The sequence below is a fragment of the Alkanindiges hydrocarboniclasticus genome (assembly GCF_001982605.1).
GTDB classification, from domain to species: domain Bacteria; phylum Pseudomonadota; class Gammaproteobacteria; order Pseudomonadales; family Moraxellaceae; genus Alkanindiges; species Alkanindiges hydrocarboniclasticus.
The window spans coordinates 72,796-86,646 of the sequence record NZ_MLCN01000001.1 but is presented as its reverse complement, the minus strand read 5'-3'; the positions used below and the strand labels follow the sequence as shown (position 1 = coordinate 86,646).

At 49.4% G+C, this 13,851-nt stretch carries 9 protein-coding genes; 5 read left to right on the top strand and 4 right to left on the bottom strand.

Annotated features, from left to right (window positions below):
* Positions 1–77: 77 nt before the first annotated feature.
* Complete coding sequence (locus BKE30_RS00365) at positions 78–1,295, top strand: low temperature requirement protein A (protein ID WP_083698369.1); 1,218 nt, start codon at positions 78–80, stop codon at positions 1,293–1,295.
* 33 nt (positions 1,296–1,328) lie between these two features.
* Here BKE30_RS00365 and BKE30_RS00360 read toward each other — a convergent pair whose 3' ends face one another.
* Entirely contained in the window at positions 1,329–2,516 is a 1,188-nt protein-coding gene (locus BKE30_RS00360; protein WP_076876681.1) for a benzoate/H(+) symporter BenE family transporter, read from the bottom strand.
* Positions 2,517–2,602: 86 nt separating this feature from the next.
* Here BKE30_RS00360 and BKE30_RS00355 point away from each other — a divergent pair, with 86 nt between their 5' ends.
* On the top strand, positions 2,603–3,070 hold the full coding sequence (locus tag BKE30_RS00355; protein ID WP_198938024.1) for an RDD family protein: 468 nt from the start codon (positions 2,603–2,605) through the stop codon (positions 3,068–3,070).
* A gap of 122 nt (positions 3,071–3,192) precedes the next feature.
* Here the strand turns inward: BKE30_RS00355 and tal are convergent, their stop codons facing one another.
* The 3 genes from tal to BKE30_RS00340 form a co-directional block, all read right to left on the bottom strand.
* A complete protein-coding gene (gene tal / locus BKE30_RS00350) occupies positions 3,193–4,218 on the bottom strand; it encodes a transaldolase (protein WP_076876679.1) in 1,026 nt (341 codons plus the stop codon).
* A gap of 397 nt (positions 4,219–4,615) precedes the next feature.
* Positions 4,616–7,756 carry an efflux RND transporter permease subunit gene (locus tag BKE30_RS00345; protein ID WP_076876678.1) on the bottom strand — a complete coding sequence of 1,047 codons (3,141 nt, stop codon included), beginning with the start codon at positions 7,754–7,756 and terminating at the stop codon, positions 4,616–4,618.
* Positions 7,753–8,934, bottom strand: coding sequence for an efflux RND transporter periplasmic adaptor subunit (locus BKE30_RS00340; protein WP_076876730.1), 1,182 nt, complete (start codon positions 8,932–8,934; stop codon positions 7,753–7,755). The genes BKE30_RS00345 and BKE30_RS00340 overlap by 4 nt, the downstream gene beginning before the upstream one ends.
* 188 nt (positions 8,935–9,122) lie before the next feature.
* Between BKE30_RS00340 and pheA the strand changes: the two genes are divergently transcribed.
* The 3 genes from pheA (at position 9,123) to BKE30_RS00325 (ending at position 13,796) form a co-directional block, all read left to right on the top strand.
* Positions 9,123–10,244 carry a prephenate dehydratase gene (pheA, locus tag BKE30_RS00335; protein WP_076876677.1) on the top strand — a complete coding sequence of 374 codons (1,122 nt, stop codon included), beginning with the start codon at positions 9,123–9,125 and terminating at the stop codon, positions 10,242–10,244.
* 106 nt (positions 10,245–10,350) lie between these two features.
* Positions 10,351–11,481, top strand: a complete 1,131-nt coding sequence (gene hisC / locus BKE30_RS00330) for a histidinol-phosphate transaminase (RefSeq protein WP_076876676.1) — start codon at positions 10,351–10,353, stop codon at positions 11,479–11,481.
* Positions 11,481–13,796, top strand: coding sequence for a bifunctional prephenate dehydrogenase/3-phosphoshikimate 1-carboxyvinyltransferase (locus BKE30_RS00325; RefSeq protein WP_076876675.1), 2,316 nt, complete (start codon positions 11,481–11,483; stop codon positions 13,794–13,796). Before hisC ends, BKE30_RS00325 begins: the two co-directional genes overlap by 1 nt.
* The last annotated feature ends 55 nt before the right edge of the window (positions 13,797–13,851 follow it).

Genomic DNA, 13,851 nt, shown 5'->3' with positions numbered 1-13,851 from the left:
CACAAGAACTCAACGATATAGCAGGCCTGCGCCGGTTTATCTTCAAAAGATTATTTTAAAAAAATTGAAGATCATTCATGCATCATAACGGTAGCCAGCAGGATAACGACATTGAACTTGAGCGCTCGGCGGATAGCTGGCTAAAGTCCATGGAACCGCGTGAGCCTTCGGAACAAAATCGCGGGGCGACCCCATTGGAGCTACTGTTTGATCTGGTGTTTGTGGTGGCTATTTCCATTGCGAGTAGCCAGTTGCACCATGGTTTAAGTGAGCATCATGTTGCAGAGGTATTGCCGCTATATATCATGGTGTTTTTTACCATCTGGTGGGCATGGATGAACTTTACCTGGTTTGCCTCGGCCTATGACAATGATGACATTGCCTATCGGCTAATTACCTTTATGCAGATTATCGGCTCACTGGTGCTGGCTGCTGGTGTGAATCAGGTTTTTACCGATCATGATTTTTCGGTGTGTGTGCTGGGTTACCTGATTATGCGTTTTGGACTGGTCATGCAGTGGCTGCGCGCCGGTTTTGCTGACCCTAAACGCCGCAAGACTGCATTTCGCTATGCCAAGGGTATTGTGCTGGTGCAAATGGGCTGGATTATCTATCAGCTAAAGCTGGTAACGTTTACTCAGCTAGAGTTTGTGGCGCTGGCTTTTATGGAAATGTGTGTACCAATCTGGGCCGAAAAAGCCAATGCCACCACATGGCATCCGGAACATATGGCCGAGCGTTATGGTCTTTTAACCATTATTGTACTGGGTGAAACGATCATGGCTTCATTTACAGCCATTCATACTGCCATTGCAGACCCCAAGATCAGTATTGATAATCAACTCATCTGCCTGACGGTTGGTGGCATGATTATGATGTTTAGTGTCTGGTGGAGTTATTTTGCCCGTCAGGCTCCGGAAATACTGACCAGTTCCAACAAGGCTTTTTATTGGGGTTATGGTCATTTTTTTATTTTCCTGAGTATTGCTGCCATTGGTGCCGGGCTTGCCGCGGGCGTGGATGTAATTACCGGTCATTCCAAAATTAGTGCCCAGCAGGCCGAATATGCCATTGCTATTCCCTTGAGTATTTATAGTCTGGTGGTGTGGTTGATTCATGACCTGCAAACTGACTATGGCTGGTACAAACTCTGGCATCCCATGACAGTGCTATTAATCCTACTGTTTCCATTGTGGGGCAATGTAGGCCATGTGACCTTGGCCATCGGGATTTTTTATGCGCTGTGCATTGTGTTCCGGCAGGTTTTTTTACTCAGAGGAAAGCCCAGCGGTTAAGCTCTAGTCTGATTGCTGCGGATTGAAAAGAATTTAAATGGCCTTGCTAAACTTGCCTGCATTTAAAATCAGCAGGCTAATAATACCCGCCATCAGGCCCCAGAATGCCGAACCAATACCCCCCAGTGACAAACCGGATGCCGTGACCAGAAAAGTAATCAGGGCAGCTTCACGCTCACGGTCTACAGCCAGTGCATTGGCCAGACTGGAGGCAATGGTGCCAAACAGGGCAAGCCCAGCAATGGCAAATACCAGCGCCTTTGGGAAAGCCAGAAATAGTGTGGTCACGGTGGCGCCAAACAGGCCAATCAGCAGATAAAATATGCCGGCAAATACAGCAGCTACATAGCGTCTGGCAGGATTGGGATGAGCTTCTGGCCCCAATGAAATGGCCGCGCTAATGGCCGCCAGATTAATGGTAAAAGCGCCAAAAGGCGCCAACAGGATCGTGGTAGTACCTGTCCAGCCTACTGCTGATGATGTGGGCGAGCGATAGCCAGCAGCCTGAATCATGGCAATGCCGGGCAGGTTTTGCGAAGCTAGGGTCACCACAAACAAGGGCAGGGCCAGACTGATAATCGCCTGCAACGACCATTGGGGCTGAATCCAGACTGGCGTGGTAAGTTGTAGCGCAACCTGTGTACTGTGCAGCTCACCCTGCATCAGGCTAATGCCAATGCCTACCACCAGCGCCAGCAAAATGGCATAGCGTGGCAGCAGGCGCTTGGCCAGCAAATAAAACAGCAGCATGGTTAACACCAGCAGGGTATTATCTTGCAGGGCCGTAAATACATTTAGGCCGAATTGCAGCAAAATTCCTGCCAGCATGGCCGCTGCAAGGCTTACTGGAATATGTTTTAAAGCACGTTCAAACCAGCCAGAAAAACCTGCAATGGCAACCAGCACACCAGCCACCAGAAAAGCCCCGGTTGCCTGATGGATATTAAATCCATTGGCTCCGGCAATTAAAATGGCAGCCCCCGGCGTAGACCATGCGGTGGCCACCGGAATTTTATAATACAGTGATAACACGATGCTGGACAGGCCAATGCCAACTCCTAGCGCCCACAGCCATGAACCCATTTGCTCCGGTGTGGCTGCAAAGCTTTGTGCCGCCTGAAACACCAGCACAGCCGAGCTGGTAAAGCCAACCAGTACTGTGACAAAACCAGCCACCAGTGCCGAAATGGAAAAATCTTTAAACAGGGAAAAAGGCGGCATCAAATAACAAATATCTGTTTTAAAACAAGGTGCAATAATCGCATAATTTCGTCAGACTCAATAGCTGAAATAATAGGAAAATAATGATGAGCGGGCGTTATCAATATGCAGGGTTTTGGGTGCGGTTAGGGGCGTTGTTAGTGGATACAGTGTTAATACTGCTGATCACCATTCCCTTGCTGATTATGTATTACGGTGTTGATACTTACTGGCAGGCTGCCCAAAATGGTGATTTTCTGGGCGTTGGCGAAGTCATTATTTCATGGCTATTGCCGATAGTAGCCACCATCTGGTTTTGGGTCAAAATGCAGGCCACACCGGGTAAGATCCTGTTTTCCCTCAAAGTACTGGATGAAAAAACTGGTCAGCCCATTAGCTTAAAACAGTCGGTCATTCGCTATCTGGGTTACTTTGTCTCAACCATAGTGCTGCTGTTGGGCTTTATCTGGGTTGCCTTTGACCGTAAAAAACAGGGCTGGCACGATAAAATGGCCAGTACCGTGGTGGTTCGCGATTATGGAATGGACGTGACGCCGGTACTGGTTAAGGAATAAAACCCATAAATGAAGGGGAGAATATTGAAACAACAAGATGATTTGGCTCTTTGATCTAAATAAAAAAGACGCTATCAGTGAGCGTCTTTTTTTATTGCTTGAATTCTGGTTCTAGCCGGGTTTTAAGCCTTGATTTCACCAATGCCAAAACTTTCACGCAACTGGTGCGACAATTGGTCACGTGCCTTGATAAAACCATCAATCCCCGCTTGCAACAGCGCATAGGCCATTTCATCGCGGTTTAAAAATTCTTCAAAGCGGCCTTCATCCAGTTCTACATAATCTACTGGTTCAGCCTGTTTGGCCAGTTCAGCGGAAAGCTGGGGCTGGATATGCTCATGGCGTTGCTGGAGTTCTTGCAAAATGGATGGCGCAATGGTGAGCAGGTCACAGCCAGCCAGTGCCAACACCTGTTCACTGCTTCTAAAGCTGGCGCCCATCACCTGGGTTTTTAGGCCATGCTGCTTGTAATAGTTGTAAATCTGCTTAACGGAATTGACACCGGGGTCTTGTTCAATCGGGTAGGAATCACGGTTTTCCTTTTTCTTGTACCAGTCCAGAATGCGGCCGACAAACGGAGAAATCAGCGTCACTTTGGCATCAGCGCAGGCAGAAGCCTGATGCAGGTTAAAAATCAGGGTCAGGTTACAGTGAATGCCCTGTTCTTCCAGATATCTTGCAGCCTGAATGCCTTGCCATGTGGCGGCAATCTTGATCAGCACGCGGTCTTTATTAATCCCTTCGGCCTCATACAGTTTAAGCAATTCAAGTGCACGGCTAATGGTGGCTTCGGTGTTAAAGGAAAAATTGGGATCAACTTCGGTGGAGACACGGCCTTCGACCAGTTTCAGGATTTCAATACCCAGTTTAACCGTCAGAATATCAATGGTGCGGTTCAGCAAGGGTTCACCGGACAGGCCTTCGTTTCGGGCTTGTTCATAAGCTGCTTCAATCAAATGAACATTTTCGGGCAGGCTGGCTGCGGCTGTAATTAATGACGGATTAGTCGTCGCATCTAAGGGACGAAATTGCTGAATGGCTTTCAAATCGCCGGTATCAGCCACTACGGTGGTCATCTGGCAAAGTTGCGCCAGCGCATTGTTAGCCTGAGCAGAAGTAGCTGTCGTTGCAGAAATGGTGCTGTTCATTTTAAGTTTTTATCCTAAGTTGCTGGTTTTACAAGAACTCTAGATTAGAGAGCTGATGATCAGGGAACGAGTAATCGAATGACTATGGGTTGCGTTACTGATCAAAGGTCTATTCATAACCAAAGGTTGAGGCTAAAGGAGCCAATCCGTTGTAGGCCAATGTAACAAATACAGTTTATGGCAGCATAGGCTTTTTTACGTATCCATAAACAATCTTGTACTGTTTGCTCTTTAATAAAAGGCAAAGTGGCATTTTTATGGACAAAAAATCAAACTGGATTGCGCTGGGTAAAGCTGGAGTGTCACTAAACAGCGGGAGATAAATAAAAAATTTCCAGCTTTTCTCAATCGGTTCAGCATAAGATTTGAGAAAAGCCGGAAAGTCTGGCTAGAGCCATCAGGAATTGACGGTTTTACGCTTTCCTCTAAGCCGGTACATGAGCTGTTGCAGGTCATCAATTAAGGTATAAACCACCGGAATCACTAGCAGTGATAAAAACGTACTGGTAATCAGGCCACCAATTACGGCAATGGCCATAGGTGAGCGAAAACTGGGATCCGTACCAATGCCCAGTGCAATAGGCAGCATCCCTGCACCCATGGCAATGGTGGTCATGATGATGGGCCGCGCGCGCTTATGGCAGGCATCCAGCAGGGCTTCAAAACGTGGCATGCCTTGATCCTTGCGAGCCAGAATGGCGTAATCCACCAGCAAAATGGAGTTTTTACTGGCAATGCCCATCAGCATTAGCAATCCAATTAGGCTGGGCATAGATAAAGTACTATTTGCTATTAAAAGCAATATAAATGCGCCACCTGGAGATAGGACTAAAGCAAAAAGTAAAGTGATAGGCTGTAGGAAGTCCTTAAACAGCAAGACCAGCACTACATAAATACACATTACGCCAGTTAACATGGCCAGACCAAAACTTGAAAACAGTTCAGCCATCACTTCAGCATCACCGATCTCAGTACGGGTAACCGAAGGCGGCAGGTTCTTCAAAATAGGCAGCTGGTCAATTTTGGCGGCAACATCACCCAGTTGCTGGTCATTTAACTCAATATTGAAGTTAACATTGCGCAGGCGGTTAAAACGGTCAATCTGCGATGGGCCGCTATCAATACTAATATCCGCAATACTGCCCAGCATTACAGGCCCACGGCTTCCATTGACCACCAAGCGGCCCAGCAGGCTAATGTCCTGTCGGGCAGAAACCGGCAGCTTGATGACAATGGGAATCTGGCGCTGCGACAGGTTAAGCTTGGCCAGATTCTGGTCAAAATCACCTGCTGTAGCCACACGCAGGGTTTCAGCAATGGCGGCTGAAGTCACGCCAAGGTCTGCGGCTTTGGCAAAATCCGGACGGATCACCACTTCTGGCCGGATCAGGGCCGTGCTGGATGTAATGCTGCCAAGGCCAGGAATTGTGCGCAACTGGCGTTCCAGTGTACGGGCTGTGGTGATCAAGGTATCCGGGTCATCCCCAGACAAAGCCAACTGGTATTTGCTGTTGGCACCAGCCAGACCAACCTGAATCCGCATGCCAGGCAGTACGCTTAAGCGTTCGCGCAGTTCTTTTTCTATTCCTTGCAGGCTAATGTCACGTTCGTTGCGCTCGCTGGTTTGAATGGTTAGCGTGGCCTTACGGGTTTCGGCACTGCTGGGCGAAAATGGATCGGAGCCTGCTGCACCTCCACCAATCGTGGTGTAAATGCTGCGAATTTGGGGGTGGTCCTTAATCAGGTGTCGGGCATATTCAGCTGCTGCCAAGGTTTCTGAAAACTCCGAGCCAGGCACCAGTTCCAGTCGTACCTGGGTTTGGCCTGTATCAGTTGCTGGAACAAACCCAGTAGGCAGTAATGGCACTAACATCATAGAGCCTATAAAAAATATAGTTACTGCTCCCATCACCGTTTTACGATGATGAATACACCATGCCACCGTGCGCAGATAATTGCGCATCACAAAGCCGTCGTTACTCTTGTCATCATACGGGAGGTTTTGTTGTGCCGGATGATCAACCAGCGCAGGCAGTGTATCCGTGTTGTCAGTTTCTTTTGCTACCCAGGGTTTTAGCAAATAAGCCGACATCATGGGTGTGAGCAGGCGCGCCACAATTAGCGAGGCAAAAATTGCCAGTGCTGCCGTCCAGCCAAACTGCACAAAAAACTTGCCGGCTATCCCGCTCATAAATGCAGTAGGCAGGAAGACAGCAATTAAGGTAAATGTGGTCGCAATTACCGCAAGACCAATTTCATCAGCGGCTTCCATGGCGGCTTCATAGGGGGTTTTGCCCATACGCAGGTGCCGGATGATATTTTCAATTTCGACAATGGCGTCATCCACCAGAATACCCACCACCAGCGACATGGCCAGCAAGGTTACGGTATTAAGGGTAAAGCCAAAATAATACATGCCAATAATAGCGGGTAAAATCGACAATGGCAGGGCAGTCGCCGCAATCAGGGTGGCACGCCAGTCACGCAGAAACAGCCATACCACCAGCACCGCCAGAATAGCGCCTTCATACAACAGCGACATGGAACCTTTGTAATCATCCACTACAGGTTTTACAAAGTTAAATGCCTGTGTGATTTTCAGGTCTGGGTGTTCCGCTTTAAGTTGCTCCAGCGCGGCTTTAACGCCTTCTTCCACGTCTACTTCACTGGCACCCTTGCTACGGGTAATTTCAAATCCTACTACTGGCTGGCCATTTAGCAAGGCCGCCGAGCGCCGTTCGGCAATGCCATCGCGCACGGTTGCCACATCTTCCAGCCGGATACGTCGGCCATCGCTCAGGGGAATTTCCATCTGGGCAATATCTTTGGCACTTTTGACTGTTGCCAGCGTGCGAATGGACTGCTCATTGCTGCCAATTTTAGTTTGTCCGCCCGAGGCTTCTTGCTGAACCTGCCGTAACTGGCGTGAGATATCAGCCGCCGAGGCATTTAAGGCCAGCAGGCGGGTAGGGTCCAGTTCAACATTGACCTGCCGGTTGACCCCGCCCACACGTGCCACTGCGCCCACGCCGGGTACTTTCAGCATGCTACGGGTAATGTCATAATCCACAAACCAGGACAGGGATTCTTCATCCAGCCGTGGCGACTGTACGGTATAGGTCAGGATAGGCGCACCCGACAGGTTTACCTTGCTGACAATCGGGTCGCGGACATCGGCAGGCAAATCACTACGCACCTGTGAGACCGCATTGCGTACATCATCCAGTGCTTCCTGTAAGGGCTTTTCCAGCCGGAATTCGGCAGTCACCGTAACCATGCCATCCTGAATGGTGCTGTACTGGTTTTTCAGGCCCTGAATGGTGGCAATGGAGTTTTCAATCTTGCGTGCCACTTCGGTTTCCAGTTGTGGCGGTGCTGCCCCGGGCAGTGCTGCGGCTACGGTAATCATGGGCAGCTCAATATCCGGGAACTGCTGTATTTTCATCCAGTGAAAACACAACAATCCAGTGAGGGCCAGCATGATAAACAGCAAAATGCTGGGTATCGGGTTGCGGATAGACCATGCGGAAAAATTCATGAATCATCCCCTGCGGCAAACTGGCGGTTTAGTGGCGTCTGCGGAATGGCCGTTGCCACTTTGACCGTATCACCATCCGTCAAAAATGCTGTACCACTGGCGACTATCCGCACATTGTTAGGCACGCCCATCACTTCAACCCGGTCACCCACACGGCGACCAGTTTCAATTTTTTGCTGCTGCACGCGGTTTTTTCTGTCTAGTGTAAAGATATAGGCAAAGCCATCACGCAGTAACAAGCTGCTTTGTGGCAGGGTTAGTGCATTTTGTGCTCCCAGTTGAAAAGTGCCCTTAACAAACATCCCCATGCGCAGTGCACTGGTGCGTGGCAAGTCCACATAAACCAGACCATAGCGGGTATCGGTGTTAATGGCAGGGGCAATCATGCGCACGGTGCCCATAATGGGGGGCTGGGCTGGATCAGCCGAAACAACACTGACTTTCATGCCGGGTTTTAAGCGGTACAGTTCCGAGGTGGTCACTTCGGCGCGCCATTCCAGCCGGTTATCACGAATCATTCGAAACAGTTCCTGTCCGGCTTGTGCCAGCGAACCTACTGTGGCTGTGCGGGCAGAAATGACCCCATCATCGGGTGCAACAATGCGGGCCTGTGCCAGACGTAACTGGCTGGATTCAATTTGCGCACGCGCCAGATCAAGCCGGGCCTGTGCCGTTTGCTGAGTGGTTAAATATTGTGCAGCTTCCTGCGCTGAAATGGCACCGGTATCCTTTAATGCCTGAATGCGCCTTGCATCAGCAACCGCATCATTCAGTACAGCCTGCGCTTCAGCAACCGTTGCCCGTGACTGGGCCAGTTCAGCCTGAATGGTATCCGGGTTAATTTGTGCCAGTAACTGACCACGCCTGACCACATCACCTACATTCACATTCACTTGGGTAATGCGCAGGCCAGACAGTTCACTACCAATCACCACTTCCTGCCAGGCTGCAATGTTACCATTGGCTTCGAGCGTTTTTTCCCAGTTCCTGTTTTCAAGCTGGGTTGCCGTGACAGTCAGCGCTGTTTGCGTTTGGCCATTCTGGGTGGTATTGGTAGCCTGTGACGTGTCTTTATCTTTATTGGAAAAAATCACAAACAAAATAACAAGCAAGGCCACTATCAGCAGCGCAGCCAGAATCATCCAGCGTCTGCTCTTTTTTACAGGAGGATTGGGCATGTTGGGTTGCGGGTTGACGGGATCAAAACCTGCATTTGGGGTAGATGACATTATAAGGCCTTTCAACCGGATAGGGACTGAGTGATTTTTATAAGACCTTGGCCTGTAATGCAACTCTTTATCAACTATCTCTTATAAACCGTGTATACTTTGGCGCTTGATACAAGGTAGCAAGAGCAAAAAATACCATGGCAGCAACGGACGATAATGACTGGCAAAATTCAGGGCTAGCCCCTTCGCTGGATCAGTTACGACAGGATATTGATCAGGTTGATCAGCAAATTCACCGTCTTTTAAACCAGCGTGCCCGGCTTGCCGAAGGTGTGGCAAAAGCCAAGTTTGCAACCGATTCAAATCCGGTCTTTTATCGTCCCGAACGGGAAGCGCAGGTGTTGCGCAATGTGATGGCCCGCAACGAAGGCCCACTGGAAAATGAAACCGTAGCCCGGATTTTTCGTGAAATCATGTCAGCCTGTCTGGCCCTTGAAGCGCCGCAAACCATTGCTTTTTTAGGGCCAGAAGGGACTTTTACCCATGCTGCTGCCCTCAAGCACTTTGGTCATCAGGCCGTTGTCCGTCCACTGGCTACCATTGATGAAGTTTTTCGTGAAGTTGAAGCCGGTAGCGCACATTATGGCGTAGTGCCGGTTGAAAATTCCTCCGAAGGGGTGGTCAATCACACACTGGACTGTTTTATCGGTTCACACCTGCATGTCATTGGTGAGGTAGAGCTGCGTATTCATCACCAGTTTCTGATATCGCCAACCACCAAGCAGGACAGCATTACCAAGATTTATGCGCATCAGCAGACGCTGGCGCAATGCCGCAAGTGGCTAGATGCCCATTATCCGGCTGCCGAGCGTGTAGCACTCACCAGTAATGGTGAAGCGGCCAAACGTATTCGCAGTGAGTGGCACTCAGCTGCCATTGCCGGGGAAACAGCCGCCGAACTGTACAACCTGACTGTGCTGCATAAAAATATTGAAGACAACCCCAGCAATACCACACGGTTTTTAATTATCGGGCGTGACGCCATTGCAGCCAGTGGGCAGGATAAAACATCCTTGCTGGTGGCAGCGCATGACCGGGCGGGTGCCCTCATTGAAATCCTGGCACCCTTTGCCAAGCACAACATTAGTCTGACCAGTATTGAAACCCGTCCTGCATTGCCTGAAAAATGGGCCTATGTGTTCTTTATTGATTTAAATGGTCATGTGTCTGATAGCAATGTGGCTGCTGCACTGGAAGAAATCCGGCCATTGGTTAAGGAAGTGCGTGTGCTGGGTTCCTATCCCAAGGCAGTGCTTTAGATGATCAATTTTTAATTTTATTATTTAATGTCAGTTTTTAACTGATGTATTTTGACCTTAAGGTTTTTAATTTACTGGTTCAACCTGTTTAGCAAGAGAACGTGCCATGTCTACCCAGTCCAGCTTTTTAATTCCACCTGCCAATGACGGGATTTGTCACATTGCGCCTTATCAGCCGGGCAAGCCCATTGATGAGTTAAAGCGCGAACTGGGTCTGGATGACGTGATTAAACTGGCCAGTAATGAAAATCCACTGGGTTGTTCGCCACAAGCCAAAGCTGCCATTCAGCAGGCGATTGATGAAGTAGGCCGTTATCCGGATGGCAATGGTTTTGCACTCAAGCAGCAAATTAGCCAGCAGTTTGGCGTTGAAATGAACCAGATTACACTGGGTAATGGTTCCAACGATATTCTGGAGTTGGTGGCACGTACTTTTGTTGCAGCGCAGGATGAAGTGATTTATAGCCAGCATGCTTTTGCGGTCTATGCGCTGGCAACGCAAGCGGTCGGTGCGATTGGTGTGGAAGTGCCTGCCAAAAACTTTGGCCATGATTTGGTTGCCATGGCAAATGCCGTAACAGACAAAACCCGGGTAATTTTTATTGCTAACCCCAATAACCCAACGGGAACATGGTTTGAAGAAAGCGAATTTAGCCAGTTTATGCAACTCATTCCGCAGCATGTGTTGGTAGTGCTGGATGAAGCCTATGTGGAATATTTCCCGGAAAACTTCAATAGCCTGAAATTTTTGACCCAATATCCTAATTTGCTGATTAGCCGCACCCTATCCAAGGCATTTGGCTTGGCTTCGTTGCGTGTGGGCTTTGGTTTGGCCAGTGTTGAAGTCACCAATTTACTCAATCGGGTGCGCCAGCCGTTTAATGTCAGCTCATTTGCCTTGGCGGCGGCCGTTGCTGCATTAAAAGATACTGACTTTATTGAGCAAAGCCGTGAACTGAACAAACAGGGTATGGCACAGCTTGAGCAGGGATTTGCCAAGCTGGGCTTACACTGGATTGCCTCGCGCGCTAATTTTATTGCCGTTGACGTGCAGCGTGATGGCGGACAGGTATTTAATGCGCTACTTAAAAAAGGCGTGATTGTGCGCCCGGTTGGTGGTGGCTATGCCATGCCGCAACATATTCGGGTATCTATTGGTTTACCGGAAGAAAATGCCCGTTTTCTGGAGACATTGGCGCAGGTTCTGGCTGAGATTCCAGCCACTGAGGCTGCCTGATGCAAAAGCCTGTTGATCAGTGCAGCAATGATGAACCTGCCTTTTTATTTGAAAAAGTTGCGTTTATTGGTCTTGGGCTAATTGGCTCTAGCCTGTGCCGGGTCATTCGTGACAAAAAACTGGCAAAACAGGTGGTAGCCAGTACACGCTCAGTTCAAACCTTACAGGATGCTCAGGATTTAGGTCTGATAGATGCCGGGTTTACCAGTCCGCAAGATGCTGCCAGAGATGCTGACCTGATTGTGCTGGCCTTGCCAGTGCGTGCCACTGAAAAAGTGCTACAGGCCATTCAGCCAGTGTTAAAACCAGATGCCATTATTAGCGATGTCGGCAGTACCAAATGTAATGTGGTAGAGGCCGCCAAGGCGGTATTTGGTGAAAACTTGCCCAGCGGATTTGTGCCGGGCCACCCGATTGCAGGTAGTGAACACACGGGGGTACATGCAGGCCGTGCCGATTTATTTGCCCACCACAAGGTGATTCTAACGCCGCTGCCCAGCAGCAATCCGCAAGCTGTTAAAAAACTGATTACACTGTGGCAAGCCACACAGGCCGAAGTTATTTGTATGAGTGTGGCCGAGCATGATGAAATTCTGGCACAGACCAGTCATTTGCCACACTTACTGGCTTTTAACCTGATTGAGCAATTAGCCGCTAGCCGTAATAATCTGGATATTTTTCGCTATGCCGCGGGTGGGTTGCGTGACTTTAGCCGGATTGCCGCCAGTGACCCGCAAATGTGGCATGACATTTTTCTAGCCAACAAGGTATCGGTGCTTAAGGCCATTAATGCCTTTGAGCAACAGCTGGGCCAGTTGAAGCAATTGATTGAACAGGAAAATTCTGAGCAGCTTATTGGTTTGCTGGGCCGTGCGCAGGCCGCGCGTCAGCACTTTAGCCACATGCTGGCAAAAACTCCCTATATGCAAAAAAGCATGCAAAATCGTACTCAAAATCTGGACAGGAACAACAACGTGACCGAGCAATTTATTATTCAGGCTGGTGGAAAATTAACAGGCACTTTTACGGTTGCTGGCGATAAATCGGTATCACATCGTTCTATTATGCTGGGCGCGCTGGCCACTGGCACCACCCACGTAACTGGTTTTCTGGAAGGTGAAGACGCGCTGGCGACCCTGCAAGCTTTTCGTGATATGGGCGTTAATATTGAAGGCCCTAAAAATGGTGAAGTCACCATTCATGGGGTTGGCCTGCATGGTTTAAAGGAACCAGCCGGTGCGCTTTACATGGGTAATTCTGGCACCAGCATGCGCCTGCTGTCCGGTATTTTATCAGCCCAGAAATTTGATAGTGTGATGACGGGTGATCCATCACTCACCAAGCGTCCCATGGAGCGTATTGCCAAGCCATTGCGTCTTATGGGTGCCAAAATCCAGACTACCGGCGAGCGCGGTACGCCACCGGTAAGCATTAGTGGTAATCAGCCGCTTAAAGGCATTCACTATGATTTACCCATGGCATCAGCACAGGTCAAGTCGGGTATTTTGCTGGCGGGTTTATGGGCAGCGGGCACAACCTCAATCACTGAGCCGGAACCCACCCGTGACCATAGTGAGCGCATGCTGCGTGCGTTTGGCTATGAAGTTAAGACCGAAGGCAATACCATTAGCCTGCAAGGTGGCGGTACGCTGACTGGCACGCATATTCAGGTGCCTGCTGATATTTCCTCGGCTGCTTTTTTTATGGTGGGCGCTGCGATTGCACAGGGTTCTGATGTCACACTGGAACAGGTGGGCATTAACCCAACCCGAACCGGGGTTATTGAAATTTTAAAGCAAATGGGCGCAGACATTAGCCTGTCCAATGAAAAAATGGCAGGCGGTGAACCCGTTGCTGACATCCGTATTCGCGCCAATACCCTAAAAGGCATTCATATTCCTGAAGATCAGGTGCCGCTAGCCATTGATGAATTCCCGGCAATCTTTATTGCAGCGGCTTGTGCCACTGGCCAGACCGTGCTGACTAGTGCGGCTGAACTGCGTGTCAAGGAATCTGACCGCATTCAGGTGATGGCTGATGGCCTTAAAACACTTGGCATTGACTGTACGCCCACAGAAGACGGGATTATTATTGAAGGCAAAGGAAACACCAGTGAGTGGCAGCCAATATTTGGTGGTGGCACCATTGAAAGCCACCACGATCATCGTATTGCCATGAGCTTTGCCATTGCCGGTTTGCGTGCCAGCCAGCCGATTACCATTGATGGCACTGAAACCGTTGCGACCAGTTTTCCCAATTTTACCCAGTTGGCAAAGCAGGCTGGTTTGCAGCTTGAGGTCAATACAAATGGCTAATGCTTTTTAAGCATTAATAATGCTAAATTGCCGTCGCTCAAACCATATTTTGGGC